This window comes from Christiangramia aestuarii, from assembly GCF_009735585.1.
In the GTDB taxonomy this organism is placed as follows: domain Bacteria; phylum Bacteroidota; class Bacteroidia; order Flavobacteriales; family Flavobacteriaceae; genus Christiangramia; species Christiangramia aestuarii.
Genome location: NZ_VJVW01000002.1, coordinates 697,216 through 711,367 on the forward strand (window position 1 = coordinate 697,216; position 14,152 = coordinate 711,367).

General features: G+C 43.3%; 13 protein-coding genes. 5 read left to right on the plus strand and 8 right to left on the minus strand.

Translation table 11 applies throughout. From position 1 onward, the window contains the following. The first annotated feature begins 73 nt into the window (after positions 1–73). The 4 genes from FLP08_RS07150 to FLP08_RS07165 all read left to right on the plus strand — a co-directional run bounded on the left by FLP08_RS07150 (position 74) and on the right by FLP08_RS07165 (position 4,080). On the plus strand, positions 74–1,477 hold the full coding sequence (locus tag FLP08_RS07150; protein ID WP_156275413.1) for an arginine decarboxylase: 1,404 nt from the start codon (positions 74–76) through the stop codon (positions 1,475–1,477). Positions 1,478–1,522: 45 nt separating this feature from the next. Then, positions 1,523–2,398, plus strand: coding sequence for an agmatinase (speB, locus tag FLP08_RS07155; protein WP_156275415.1), 876 nt, complete (start codon positions 1,523–1,525; stop codon positions 2,396–2,398). Then, on the plus strand, positions 2,391–3,362 hold the full coding sequence (locus FLP08_RS07160) for a deoxyhypusine synthase family protein (RefSeq protein ID WP_156275417.1): 972 nt from the start codon (positions 2,391–2,393) through the stop codon (positions 3,360–3,362). The genes speB and FLP08_RS07160 overlap by 8 nt, the downstream gene beginning before the upstream one ends. Positions 3,363–3,444: 82 nt before the next feature. Next, positions 3,445–4,080 (plus strand): lipid-A-disaccharide synthase N-terminal domain-containing protein, encoded by a 636-nt coding sequence (locus FLP08_RS07165; RefSeq protein ID WP_156275419.1) that lies wholly within the window; start codon positions 3,445–3,447, stop codon positions 4,078–4,080. On the opposite strand, the gene FLP08_RS07170 is transcribed toward FLP08_RS07165, so the two are convergent. Genes FLP08_RS07170 through FLP08_RS07190 form a run of 5 tightly spaced genes read right to left on the minus strand, consistent with a single transcriptional unit; the run spans position 4,058 to position 10,552 of the window. Continuing rightward, positions 4,058–5,416 carry an MptA/MptB family glycosyltransferase gene (locus FLP08_RS07170; RefSeq protein WP_156275421.1) on the minus strand — a complete coding sequence of 453 codons (1,359 nt, stop codon included), beginning with the start codon at positions 5,414–5,416 and terminating at the stop codon, positions 4,058–4,060. The two genes, FLP08_RS07165 and FLP08_RS07170, sit on opposite strands and share 23 nt — an antisense overlap. Before the next feature lie 34 nt (positions 5,417–5,450). Continuing rightward, positions 5,451–6,923: a cellulose synthase family protein gene (locus FLP08_RS07175; RefSeq protein WP_156275423.1), complete on the minus strand. Its 1,473-nt coding sequence runs from the start codon at positions 6,921–6,923 to the stop codon at positions 5,451–5,453. Further along, positions 6,920–7,624: a glycosyltransferase family 2 protein gene (locus FLP08_RS07180; protein ID WP_156275425.1), complete on the minus strand. Its 705-nt coding sequence runs from the start codon at positions 7,622–7,624 to the stop codon at positions 6,920–6,922. Before FLP08_RS07180 ends, FLP08_RS07175 begins: the two co-directional genes overlap by 4 nt. A gap of 46 nt (positions 7,625–7,670) precedes the next feature. Then, positions 7,671–9,266: a 4Fe-4S binding protein gene (locus tag FLP08_RS07185; protein WP_156275427.1), complete on the minus strand. Its 1,596-nt coding sequence runs from the start codon at positions 9,264–9,266 to the stop codon at positions 7,671–7,673. Beyond that, positions 9,266–10,552 (minus strand): NAD(P)/FAD-dependent oxidoreductase, encoded by a 1,287-nt coding sequence (locus FLP08_RS07190; protein ID WP_156275429.1) that lies wholly within the window; start codon positions 10,550–10,552, stop codon positions 9,266–9,268. The genes FLP08_RS07185 and FLP08_RS07190 overlap by 1 nt, the downstream gene beginning before the upstream one ends. A 71-nt stretch (positions 10,553–10,623) precedes the next feature. Here FLP08_RS07190 and FLP08_RS07195 point away from each other — a divergent pair, with 71 nt between their 5' ends. Continuing rightward, complete coding sequence (locus FLP08_RS07195; RefSeq protein WP_238388458.1) at positions 10,624–11,682, plus strand: glycoside hydrolase family 113; 1,059 nt, start codon at positions 10,624–10,626, stop codon at positions 11,680–11,682. On the opposite strand, the gene FLP08_RS07200 is transcribed toward FLP08_RS07195, so the two are convergent. Genes FLP08_RS07200 through arsM form a run of 3 tightly spaced genes read right to left on the minus strand, consistent with a single transcriptional unit; the run spans position 11,672 to position 14,152 of the window. Then, on the minus strand, positions 11,672–12,358 hold the full coding sequence (locus tag FLP08_RS07200) for a TIGR04283 family arsenosugar biosynthesis glycosyltransferase (protein ID WP_156275431.1): 687 nt from the start codon (positions 12,356–12,358) through the stop codon (positions 11,672–11,674). The genes FLP08_RS07195 and FLP08_RS07200 overlap by 11 nt on opposite strands. Before the next feature lie 6 nt (positions 12,359–12,364). Next, on the minus strand, positions 12,365–13,168 hold the full coding sequence (locus tag FLP08_RS07205; RefSeq protein WP_156275433.1) for a DUF547 domain-containing protein: 804 nt from the start codon (positions 13,166–13,168) through the stop codon (positions 12,365–12,367). A gap of 15 nt (positions 13,169–13,183) precedes the next feature. Next, positions 13,184–14,152 carry an arsenosugar biosynthesis arsenite methyltransferase ArsM gene (gene arsM / locus FLP08_RS07210; RefSeq protein ID WP_156275435.1) on the minus strand — a complete coding sequence of 323 codons (969 nt, stop codon included), beginning with the start codon at positions 14,150–14,152 and terminating at the stop codon, positions 13,184–13,186.

Genomic DNA, 14,152 nt, shown 5'->3' on the forward strand with positions numbered 1-14,152 from the left:
ATTAATTTACCAGTCGATTCTTTTGACCCTATAAATTATTCTCTAATTTTTAGCCTTAAACCATTTTAAGAAATTGAATACCAAGTACAGCGACCTCATCGACCAGACTTACTACTTCCCACAGGAAGAGTTTAACCTGGACGGCACACAGTTAAAATTTCATGACATCGACCTCATGGAATTAGTTAAAAAATACGGAGCACCGCTTAAGTTCACCTACCTGCCCAAAATTTCACAGAATATAAATCGCGCGAAAGGCTGGTTCAAATCGGCCATAGAAAAGCATGATTACCAGGGTTCCTATAACTATTGCTATTGCACCAAGAGCTCTCATTTTGAACATGTTCTTAATGAAGCACTTAAAAACGACATCCATATAGAGACCTCTTCAGCTTTCGACATCAATATTGTGGAAAAACTGAAGAAGGCCGGGAAGATTTCAGATGATCGCTGGGTGATCTGCAACGGCTTTAAAAGGGACCAATACATTGAAAACATCAGCAGGCTGTTGAATGGCGGACATAAGAATTGCCTTCCTATTATAGATAACTATGAGGAGCTGGACCTGCTTTCAGAAAAAATCGAGGGGAAATTCCAAGTAGGAATACGAATTGCTTCTGAAGAGGAACCAAAATTTGAATTTTATACCTCAAGACTGGGAATAGGTTACAAGAACATTGTTCCTTTCTATAAAAAACAGCTGGAAGAAAATGAGCAGGTAGACCTGCGTATGCTGCATTTCTTCATAAATACGGGGATTCGCGATACCGCTTATTACTGGAACGAACTGAACAAATGTCTCAAGGTTTATATCGCCCTGAAAAAGATCTGCCCTACCCTGGACAGCCTGAATATTGGTGGTGGTTTCCCTATAAAGAACTCCCTGGCTTTCGATTACGATTACGCCTATATGGTAGACGAGATCGTGAACCAGATCAAGCTTGCCTGTGAAGAGGCCCACGTTGATGTTCCGAACATTTTCACAGAATTCGGAAGTTTTACCGTTGGAGAAAGCGGCGGAGCGATCTATGAAGTGCTGTACCAGAAGCAACAGAACGACCGTGAGAAATGGAATATGATCAATTCTTCTTTTATCACCACTTTACCAGATACCTGGGCCATTAGTAAGAAATTCGTCATGCTGGCGGTAAACCGCTGGAACGATGAATATGAAAGGGTACTTTTAGGTGGCCTTACCTGCGATAGCGACGATTATTATAACTCAGAGCAGCATACCAACGCCATTTATCTGCCGAAATTCAAAAAGGACAAACCATTATATATTGGATTTTTTAACACAGGTGCCTACCAGGATACCATTGGAGGTTATGGCGGACTTCAGCATTGCCTGATCCCGCAGCCAAAACATATCCTGATAGACCGTGATGAAAATGGTGAATTAACCACCAGGTTATTCAGCGAACAGCAAAATGCTGAAGATATGCTGAACATCCTGGGATACGATAGAAACAATTAATATCTTATAACTTTAAAATCAACTAACTAAACTCTCTTATTAGCCATGAGCAAAAAGAATTATGCCGGGATACCCGAAAAATACGCTCGTATAGACGAAGCTAAGGTGGTATTGATTCCTGTTCCCTACGATGGTACCAGTACCTGGCAAAAAGGCGCCGATAAAGGCCCTGATGCGTTTTTAAATGCTTCTGAAAACATGGAGCTTTACGACATAGAAACCCAAAGCGAGGTTTACAAGAAAGGGATCTACCTGGCCCCTCCTGTCACCGAGAACTCTTCCCCTGAAAAAATGGTCGAGGCGGTTTATAAGACCACCAAAAACTATATTAAACAGGAGAAGTTCGTGACCCTTTTTGGAGGAGAACACTCGATCTCTATTGGAAGCATCAGAGCATTTAACGAGGCTTTTGAAGACCTAACCGTGGTTCAGCTGGATGCACATGCCGATCTTAGACCAGAATATGAAGGTTCTAAATGCAATCACGCCTGTGCCCTGCATGAAGCCAGTAAGAATACCAACTTGTTGCAGATTGGTATCCGCTCTATGGACATTTCAGAGAAGGACCATATGGACGAGAACCAGGTGTATTTTGCTCATGACCTATACGAAGACTGGCAGGATGATGCTATTGGCCAGATGACGCCTAACGTATTTATTACAATAGACCTTGATGCTTTTGACCCTAGCATCATGCCTTCTACAGGAACCCCGGAACCAGGAGGATTGTTCTGGTATGAGACCCTGGAATTCCTGAAGATGATGTTCAAAAAGAAGAACGTGGTTGGGTTCGACATCGTGGAGCTATGCCCTAACGAAAAAGAGAAATCTTCAGATTTCCTTGCGGCGAAACTCTATTACAAGATGTTGAGCTATAAATTCAAATATCAAAATTACAACGAAGAAGACGAAGATGAGTAAAGGACAGATATCTCAGTTCATTGAGAAATATTATTTACACTTTAACGCTGCAGCTCTTGTAGATGCGGCAAAAGATTACGAAAAACAACTGGAGAACGGCTCAAAGATGCTGGTTTCCCTTGCGGGTGCAATGAGTACCGCCGAGCTTGGGAAGATCTTTGCAGAGATGATCCGCCAGGATAAAGTTCATATCATTTCCTGTACGGGTGCAAACCTGGAGGAGGATGTGATGAACCTGGTAGCGCATTCGCATTATAAAAGAGTTCCTAACTATCGTGACCTTACTCCGCAGGAGGAATGGGACCTGTTGGAAAAAGGATTGAACCGTGTGACCGATACCTGTATTCCTGAAGAAGAAGCCTTCAGAAGGATACAGGAGCATATTTTCAAGATCTGGAAAGATGCCGAAGAAAAAGGTGAGCGCTATTTCCCTCATGAGTTTCTGCACAAACTGCTGTTAAGCGGGGTGATGGAAGAACATTACGAAATAGACATCAAGGATTCATGGATGTATGCTGCGGCAGAAAAGAACCTACCCATGGTAGTTCCGGGTTGGGAAGATTCAACTCTGGGAAATATTTTCGCATCTTATGTACTGAAAGGTGAATTAAAAGCGAGCACCATGAAGTCTGGAATAGAATACATGACCTTCCTTGCCGACTGGTACACTGAGAATTCTGATAACGGAATTGGTTTCTTCCAGATTGGTGGTGGTATTGCCGGTGATTTCCCTATTTGTGTGGTGCCTATGCTTTACCAGGATATGGAAAGAACAGATACTCCATTCTGGAGCTATTTCTGCCAGATCTCAGATTCGACTACTAGTTACGGGTCTTATTCCGGAGCGGTGCCAAATGAGAAGATCACCTGGGGTAAATTAGACATCAATACACCCAAACATATCATAGAAAGTGATGCAACCATTGTTGCTCCCCTGGTTTTTGCATATCTCCTGGATATGTAATTAACAAATAATTACAGGTAGTTAAAGCTGTTCAATAGGTCATTTTGATTAATATTGAACAGCTTTTTCATTTATAGACACTATGCAAGACTGGCCTATTTTCGCGATCGGGTTTCTCGCCCAGCTCCTGTTTTCGGCCAGGCTTATTTCACAGTGGTTCCTTTCTGAAAAATCACAAAAGGTAGAAACACCTGTCCTGTTCTGGAAACTCAGCCTATTGGCTTCCATCTTACTATTCACTTATGGTTATTTGAGAGAAGACCTTGCCATCATGCTGGGGCAGTTCCTCATTTATGGAGTCTACTGGCGTAATCTGGTCTTAATGGGAGAGTGGAAAAAAAGGAACCTTTTCTTTAAGGCATTGGTGAATATTTTCCCTTCCGGAATTGCCGCTTATATCATTTTCTTCGGAAGCCTTACCTGGTCTGATCTTTTTAAATCTGAAAATATCTCCGGATGGCTTATCGGCCTTGGGATCCTAGCCCAGATAATTTATACCTCGAGGTTCTTTTATCAGTGGTACTATTCTGAAATGAACCAGGAATCTTCCCTGCCCATGGGATTCTGGATATTAAGCCTGATTGGTTCGAGCCTATTATTTACTTACGGTATATTTCGTCATGATCCTGTGCTTATTGCGGCCCATTTCTTTGGTGCCATCATTTATATGAGAGATATGTACCTACTGAAAAAGACTAGTAAGCAACCTGCGGCTTAGATCTCTGAAAAAGGTCCCTTCCTAAATAGTATAGAACGACCAGGTATTCCAGGGCCAGCAACCAGGGATTTTCCTGAAATTCGGGGTTCGAATAAGCGAAATAACTCAGTATTACCACCAGCGTCCAGGCCAGCATATATTTGAATTCGGTAAAAAGGCTAAGCATTAATGGGATCGCCAGGTACCATGGATGCACGGTAGTTGATAGTAGCAGGTAAGCAGTCACGGCAAATAACATATTTTCTATTAATTGCCTGCTTGTCGCATTATTCCTAAAGAAACTAAGACCCAGGATGATCAATAAGCTTATTGCAGGAAGTACTTTCCCTGCCGTCTCAATGATATTATATCCCTTCACCTGGAAACCAACCCAGCGCACCAAGTAATAGATGCTAGCATTGAACTCGAATTTCCCGAACCATAGACCTATACTCGCCATAAAATTGCTGAAGATTTCTTCGGAATAAAATGGAACAAAGGAAATTGCCAGGGTAGCGATCACTAGTAGATAGTAAGTAATGAGCTTCGAAAAATTCAGCGATCTTTTATCGGTTGAAAAATAGTTGAAAAACAGTGGCAGCAACATTAACGGTAGTAGTTTTATGGATACAGAAAGACCAAAAACCAGGGCGCTTATCATCCATTTTCTTGTTTGCAGTAGGTATAAGGACAGAACCAGGAAAAAGACCATTACCGATTCGAAATGAAGATTACCGGTCATTTCAATAATGATGAAAGGATTCAGGATATACCAGAAGATCCTGTACTCCGGCAGCCCTAGCGACCTTAAAAGTTTCCTCCCGAAAATAAGAGTTCCCAGGTCGGCAAGAATAATCATAAGCCGGAAAATGATCACCGATCCTAAAATGCTCGAGGTAGAAAGATAGCCGGAAATTGCAAAAAGGAACTGATTCAGGGGTGGATAATTAGAATAATGCCCGGCACTTAGGCTTCCCATTCCCTTAATAAGTTCAACCGCCTGGGAAAGACTGAAATTATTCATTTCGATGAGCTCGTTCGGAATATACCTGTACGGATTCCAACCGGTAGTGATAAGCCTGCCATCCCAGATGAACCTGAAAAAATCCTGGGATAGGTTGGGAAGTGCAAACAGGAAGATAAGCCGGAAAAGCAAGGCTGCGCCTGCCAGCAACCAGAAATTATTCTTCTGCATCTGTATAAGCTTAAAACTTAAAAAGAAAACAGCAAGATACAATCCGATTAGCTTAAAGAAATCAGCCCTTTCCAGGTCGTAAGCGAATGCAGCATAAAAAGCCGAACAGGAAAAGATAAAGATTATGGGGGTCTGGTAAAGTTTTAGTTTTCTGAAGTCCATGTAAAGCGATATGCTCCCGCTAAAATAAGAATAATCAGGCTTCTGCCTTCAGGCTTTTAAAGACCACGAAACCAAATCCGCTAAAAAGCATCAGGTGAAAAACCAGTAAGCCAAATTCCTGCAGTTTAAAGGCGCTCCAGATGGCGAAGCCAAAATAGAGAAAGAGCAGAGCTTCAATAAGGATATTTTTTGAGAACTGTTTCTTTAAATACCTGTTCCCCTTCCAGGAATCCTTTAGCGAATTGATATTGAATTTCGGGGTCCTGATGAATTCTGAACGCTTTCCGAAATGACCTTCCAGCACCGCCAGTGAATTATGTACGGAGAAGCCCATCGCTACTGAAAAAAAAGTGAGGAACATGCCGATAAACCTGAAAAAGCTCTTTATCCCCCTTCCATGAACCTTTCTATAAGCCACGTAATAGCAGGCAAAAAATATGATGGTACTTATGGCAAATCCTGCCAGCACCTTGAAATACCAGGAAAAATTGGGGTTGGTATGTTTAATATAAAGAACCGGCACACTTAATATGGCAAGTAATAATACGATAAGGAACATACTTGAATTAAGCAGGTGAAAAAAGCCATGAAATTTGGTGGCAATGGAAACCGAAGGGTCCCTAAGCAGTTTTCCATAATTCTTCCTGAAATTCTCTGCCGCACCTTTATTCCACCTGAACTGCTGACTCCTGGCGGCACTAATCACCACAGGCAATTCTGCAGGGGTTTCAACGTTCTCCAGATATTTGAACTCCCATTTTTTCATTTGGGCACGATAGCTAAGGTCAAGGTCTTCGGTAAGGGTGTCGCCGCTCCAGTTCCCGGCATCCAGGATACATTCTTTCCTCCAGATACCCGCGGTACCATTGAAATTGATAAAATTTCTTCCGAAATTCCTTCCGGTCTGCTCCAGGATGAAATGAAAATCAAGCGCGAAAGCCTGTATCCTGGTCAGTAAAGAGTAATCCCTGTTCAAATGCCCCCATCGCGTTTGTACCACCCCAATTTTTGGGTTTTTGAAATAAGGCAAAGTTTTCATCAACCAGTTCTCTCCAGGAACGAAATCTGAATCGAAAACAGCTACGAATTCCCCCCTGGCGATCTTCAATCCTTCTTTCAGAGCTCCGGCCTTAAAACCGGTCCTGTTCCCCCTTCTTATATGTTGTATATCCAGGCCCTTTTCCTGTAGCTCTTTGATAAGCTCTGATGTTTTTTGTACAGAATGATCGGTAGAATCATCAAGCACCTGTATCTCGAGTTTCTCTTGGGGATAATTTAGTCGGGCTATATTTTTCAGCAGTCTTTCGACCACGTAATATTCATTATACAGCGGCAACTGTACCGTCACATAGGGTAATTCATGCCGGGTGAAATCATATTTTTCAGAATTGTCGGTAGACTTTACCGCTTTCAGGTAATTGACCAGTAAATGAAGCTGGGAAAGGCTGTAAATAAAAATGACCAGCAAGGCAAGGCTATAAATTATGATTACCGCTAGATCTATCATTTAAAACTATATTTAAAAATCCAACCAAGGATCTTAACCCCCGCAAAGATAGCACCTTTCACGGTTCCTGAAACCTTGGAAACGCCTATCCTGTTCCGGTAATGCACCGGCACCTCAGCATAGCTCAGGTTTTGTCGTAATGCTTTTAGCTGCATTTCAACCGTCCAGCCGTAAGTTTTGTCCTCCATCTCCAGCTGCAGTAATTTTGGATACTTTATGGCCCGGAATGGGCCAAGGTCCGTAAATCTAGACCTGAAAAATAATTTCATCAGACTTGTGGCCAGCCAGTTTCCAAAGATCTGCGGAAAGGTCATGGCTCCTTTTTCCCGCCATTCAGCTACCCTGGCTCCCACCACAAAATCCTTATCCTCTTCCAGGATCGGCTGCAGCAGCTTATCCATTTCCTCAGGATAATCGGAATAATCTCCATCAAGAAAAACGATTATTTCAGGCTTTTCTTTCAATTTGGAGACATACTCCATACCCTTCAGGCAGGCATAACCATAGCCTTTACGAGATTCAGATAGCACGGTCGCGCCAGCCTTTTCAGCATTGGCTTCGGTATCATCGGTAGAATTATTACTAATCACGATCACCTCATCTACATAATCCGGGATATCGGATATCACATGGGGAATGGAGCCGGCTTCGTTATAGGCAGGAATTAAAACCTTTATAATAAGATCCTCTGGAATATTCAAGTTTGGGGCTTTAATAAAGGTGCAAAAATAGGGTATTCTTCAGAATTTATTTGCTCTTCTGCTCGATGAGATCCAGCAGGTCAAGATTATCCCCCATCACCGCTTCCTGGCTGATAGTTCGGTTCCTAGGAGAACCATTTTCCAGCTTCAGAACACCCCTGGGGCAAACCGCAGAGCAGATCCCGCAGCCTACACAGCTTGATCTAACGATATTCTCCCCTTTCTGGGCGTAAGCACGAACATCTATCCCCATTTCGCAATAGGTAGAACAGTTCCCACAGGAGATACATTGCCCACCATTGGTAGTGATCCTGAATTTGGAAAACAGCCTCTGTTGCATCCCCAGAATCGCCGCCATGGGACACCCAAAACGACACCAAACCCGGTTCCCGAAGATCGGGTAAAAACCAGTACCAATAACCCCGCTAAAAACGGCTCCTATCAAAAATCCATAGGCCTGTCTTAGCGTTTCTGCATTAAAAAGAAACAGGTTTTGGCCGCTCATATAGTGGAAGCCGACCAGGGACAGGATAATCACGAGGTAGCATATGGCGCCGTAACGCGCATCCTTTTCTAATTCTTCTCTTTTAAAATACCAGATCCCGGCAAATAAGATCGTAAGAAAAACAGCGACCCCGACAAGAAAGACATCTCGATTCAGCCAGTATTTATCGGCATCATATCCAAGATAGGAATAGACCACAGCGGTCGTCATAAGGACCACAAAAACCAGCACGCTATGTATGACCCATCTTTCAACCTTCCAGGCAAAAAGACTTTTATCTGACAAATGACGATAAGGATCACCGGCCGTTTCAGCCAACCCGCCACAACCGCAAACCCAGCTGCAATACCAGCGTTTTCCATATTTGTAGGTTAAGATCGGGGTGATTATGAATATAGACGCGATCCCAAAAAGCAACAGGGCCAGACCAATGGTTCCGGCAGACAGGAAATCGTCTACCCGATACTGTTCAAAATTGTAATAATTCAACGGCCATATATTCTTTAGATCATAATAGGGCAGACTAAATCCTTCGCCATTCAAACGGGACATGAATTCGGGAATAAGGAAAGCAAAAGCCGTCTGGAAAAAGATCACCGAAATGGTCCTTAATTTTTCATAGCGGTTGTGCCGGTATTTCCAAAGGAATTTGATTCCGAAGGCTGCAATGGCAATGGTATAAAGAGTTCCGTAAACAAACCACTGGCTGGCCGGATTCCCGCTAAGAAGTTTACTCAGGGGATCGAACAGGGCGATTAGTCCGGTATTATCTCCTTCAGCCCTAAGCCCAAGGTATTCAGGATAGAAATAAAGCACGATATAAAAGCCGGTAAGGGCTATTCCCGTGATCCAGGCCAGGTAACCCCGGTTAGTCATAGACTTGAACCAGATACCGTCATTTTTGATCCCGGGATGTGTATCTGAATACGCAGCTCTGGCAAACCATACGATCCCGGCGAAAATCGCGCCCAGGGAAATACTAAGCCACATGGTCTTGTTCGGAAAATTTACATTAAGGCCCGCCAGCAAAAGGATGATGAGCCCCGACATTCCCAGGAACGAAGCTAGTTTTTGTTGAGTATTCAGGGAGGCGGGTGCCTCGCCGGTCAATGACATATTATGTTCTATCCTGCTCATTAAGCTTGCTGTAGATTATTTTTAAAACTTCTAAAGATCTCCTTTTCATGCCTGTCATAAAATTCAGGGTCGAAATTGGCCTCTCTTAAATTTACCAGTACATGATCTATCTTCATCTCTTTATCTAACCAGGTATCGATCACTTCCTGCCGCATACGTATACCAAAAGTATTGATGCCCAAAAATTTCCTTGATTCCATATCAAAAGCTATGGTTACGGCCTTTGGCTCTTTTTCATGTTGCCAGTGAAAATGCTGTTCATTTTTCAGGGGCTTTGGCCAAACCCATCCGTAGGTTTGATATTCTATATCGAAAAATTTAGCAGAATTGAACCAGTTCCCCGGCTGGTAAGCAGTTCTTTTCCCGGTTAAAGTTTGGGCAAGGGTTTCGCCCATGATCCTTCCGGTATACCAAACCGCCTCTACCGGTTTCCTAAGTCCCACCGGATCCCTATGCTGTACGCAATCGCCGATGGCATAAACATCCGGAATACTGGTCTCGAGAAATTCATTTACCAGGATACCGCGGTCGGTTTCCAGTTCTGTGGCTTTTAGAAAATCTATATTGGGCCTAACTCCGGCACAGAGACCTACCAGCTGACATTCAATCTCTTCTCCAGCGCTTGTCCTAACAGCCTTTACGCGGCCATTTTCATCTGCAAGTATCTTATCAAGTTCGGTAGTATGGCGAAGGTCTACCCCATGCGAAGCAATATGTTCAGAGATCATCCTTGCTTCGGGAAGTGGCAGAACATTATTCCAAAAGGCCTTCTCCCTAACAAGGAAGGTCACCTCTATCTTTCGGGTGCGCAGCATCTCGGCAAGCTCAACCCCAATGAGGCCTCCGCCCACAATCACGGCTTTTTTAGTGTAGGCAGTATTTTCTTCTAATTCAATAAGGTCCTGTTTCGAGACCAGGCCTTGTACACCTTTCAGATCTTCACCCTCCCAGCCAAATTTATTGTAGACCGAGCCTGTAGCCAGAACCAGCTGATCGTAGTTCATGCTTTCCCCTTCAGAAAACAATAGTTTCTTATTATCGAAATCTACCTTCTCTACCCAGGCTTTTTTCAATTCGATCCTGTTCTTCTCCCAGAACCAGTCTTCATAAGGTTTCAAATGATCCCACTTCATATGCCCCATATATACATACATCAGGGCGGTACGCGAAAAGAAATAATCAGATTCTCCAGAGATTACGGTGATCCTTTGATCGGAAGCTTTACGGATATGCCTCGCGGCGGTAATTCCGGCAATCCCATTTCCAATAATTACGATATGCTTCATTAATTTTTCCTAATTTGGGTAGAGCAAAAGCACTAAAGTAAAGTACGCTGAAAATAGGCAGAATCCCAAGTATGTCCGGGATTATATATTCAAACCAGATGAACGGAAGCTTCTCAAACAAGACCATAAAAATTTTCGCTTTTGCGATAGCGATCCTTTTTTGCTCCTGCCAGGCTGAAGTTCCTTCGCGGAAATACAACGGGATAAGCCTGGTTGCTTCCAGGGACAGCCTGGAAACCGGTCAACTGGAGCCGATTATTAAGGTAAATGCGAACGCGGTTGCCCTGATGCCCTATGCCTTTCTTCGAAGTACAGAGGAGCCGGAACTTATCTACAATATAGATCGCCAGTGGTTTGGTGAAAGACTGGAAGGCATTGAACAGGCAATTTCAGTACTAAGGAGGAAGGAACTCAAGATCATGATAAAACCACATATCTGGATAATGAACGGCAAGTTCACCGGGGATCTTGATTTCAAAACCGGGGCAGACTGGGAAAGATTTGAGGCTTCTTATCGTGAATATATCCTGCTGTATGCAGGGATCGCTGAAAAGCATCAAATAGAACTACTTTGTATAGGAACTGAATTATACAATTTTTTAGATAAACGGCCTGAATTCTGGAATTCCTTTATTTCTGAAGTCCGTGAACTGTTCCAGGGCAAGATCACCTATGCCGAGAATTGGGACAAGATTGACAAAACCGATATCTGGAGCCATCTGGACCTGATAGGGGTGGACGCATACTACCCCCTGCATCAAGAAGCCTCTCCAACAAAGGAAGAAATAAGATCTGGCTGGGAAAAGCATAAACCGGAACTTAAATCGTTAGCTTCAGAATATCATAAGCCTATTCTCTTTACCGAATACGGCTACAGAAATATTGATCATGCGGTGAAAGAACCATGGAATTCAGATAGGGATCATACGGGGATCAACCACGAACTGCAGGCTTTTGCCCTGGAGGTTATCTATGAGGAATTCTGGCCCGAGACCTGGTTTTCGGGAGGTTTCCTGTGGAAGTGGCATCAACAGGAGTCGGCCGGCGGATTGGAAAATGACAGGTTCACGCCGCAGAACAAACCGGCAGAAGAAGTGGTTAGGGATTATTATGGCAGGTTCAGGAACTAAGCCTGTTGTAGTAGTGCTCGTAGAGTTCTTCGGGACCCGCGCCTAACCTGCGTTTCCAGTAGATTTCAGCAAAAAGCAATTGTGTTTTCCAGACGCCCATTTTTTCGTAGAGTCTGGCAGAAGTTGTGAGCCACTTTTTTATGACCCTGAAATTCCCATTTTGGTAAATACGCCTTATGAATTCGTTGTCCTCGTAGACCTTATATGCTTCATCAAAACCTTCAAGTTTTTCAAAAAGGTCCCGTCTTATAAACAGCGACTGATCGCCCCCGCGACAGGAAATATGGTTAAGCCTGGTGAACTGGCCCATCAAGTTGAGCCACCAGTGATCCTTATCGAACTTCATCTGGAAACAACCTGCATCCACCCCTTCCACTATTGCTCGGAAAATTTCAGCATCAAAGTCAAATGGCGGCAAACTATCAGCGTGCAGGAAATACAGAATATCAGATTTAGCTCTATCTGCCCCGGCATTCATTTGAACGGCCCTGCCTTTTGGAGATTTCAGGTAAAAAACAGCCGGCGAATTCAAGGCCAATTCAGCAGTTTTATCTGTACTTCCACCATCAACGACAATAATTTCAGAGATCAAACCGGCAGAAGTCTTTTCCAGGTGCTTTAAAAGTACCGGAAGCTGCTCTTCTTCATTATATACCGGAATGATGATACTTATCATGAAAGCCTATTTAGAATCATTCAGCTCCCAGTTGTATTCCCGGAAAGAAACTTTAGCATCTGGATCTATTCTGGTTTCTGAATACTGGTTGATATAATCGATAAGGCTTCTCCCATTTTCAGTAAAATCTCCTTTATACCAGTCGAAGATCTTAGATAATTTTACAGCATTCTTCGAGATAACATTCTTATCAGAATTAATGAATTCCCTGGTCACCTTATCCAACTGGCTCTCTATCTTCCCGGCAGTATAAGCTTCATTCAGCAATTTAGGACAGGAAATGGAAGCACAGTTAATGGCGAAATGTATCCTGGGTTCGTTCATTTTTCGCAGAAGACTGTTCTCAATTCCGCCAAGGGAGATTTCGGTATCGCCAACTTTCACGAATTCCCTGGTCCATGCTCCATCAATATCCTTGATGCTTTTAACCGGGTAATTCCTAAGAATAAGATCTACCGTATAGGCATTATAAAGATTGATGTAATAGGCCAGCAATTCTGAAGTTTTCCAACTGTCATCTGGCTTCTTACTGGAAAGCAATTTTAAATATTCGTCCAGCTTTTCCCTATCCTTCTTAAACCCGGAATAATTTACCATTCCATCCTTATCCACATGCCTTTGCAAAAGTCCATTCCAAATCCCATGATCTACTTTATTTTGTACTCCCTCTCCAGAATTTCGCAACTCTGCAGTAACATCTGGCGTGGGCAAACCTTTACTATTGAAGCCCGCACTGGAAATAAGGTTACAGGATGCGAACATCCAGGCTCCGGAAATAAATACCACAAAACTTAAAATGAACTTTTTCATATTCCAGTTTTAAAATTAGCAGCAGCCCCCACCATCATAATGAAAGGTAGACTCGCTTATATAAATATCATCCCGTCCTATCGAGGCTAGGGCACCAGCCGTCTTATCACAGATCGCTAAAGGCTGATTCTTCAACAGAACATGCCCTTTGCCATCATCAAAATGATCATCTTCTCCGTAATAGATAGCAGCCTTGCCGGTGAAAATACAAGGGCCGTCTTCTGGCATGGGATCCTTGATCGCGGCAACTTCTATAGACTCTATATAGATAAGTTCATCTGTAGGATAGTTCTTTGGATCCAGGATGCGATATGGCTTTCTTGCTCTAATTTCGATAGTTCCAAAACCGGCATCGGTAAGAGCCTTTACATAATCTTTAATGGAAAGGCTCCCGCTTAGACAAAGTGCCCTTAGGCGCTCATCATTCCTCAACTCCTCGTTCATTTCCTGTTCACAGGTAGGATCGCTCATCACCAGCCTTCCGTGAGGCTTTAGAACGCGGTACATTTCTTTAAGGGCTTTGGTAAGCTCTTCTGTTTTAAAGATGTTGAACAGGCAGTTCTGCGCCGCCACATCTATGGAATTATCCTCAACAGGAAGATCTGTGGCATCACCCTTTTTAAGATCTACAAAATCTGAACTGAACCAGGGATTCATCTCTTCGGCTTCCTGGAAATTTTTTCTGGAGGCCTCCAGCATTTCGTCCACTACATCTACCCCTACTACTCCCGATTTTTGCCTTGAAAAATAAGCGAACTGAAGCAATTCCATTCCTCCGCCCACTCCTACATATAGAATCCTTGGGCTATTTGTAAGGTCACGAGCATGAACGGTGGTGCCACAGCCATAATTCATTTCCTGCATGATCCTGGGGATCTTAAGGCCGGGTAATTCCCAGATGGGATTGGTGGTACAGCAAAGCCCCACATCTGGAGTAAGCGCCGCATCGCGGTAAACATCTTTGGTTGTTTCTAAATAGCTCAT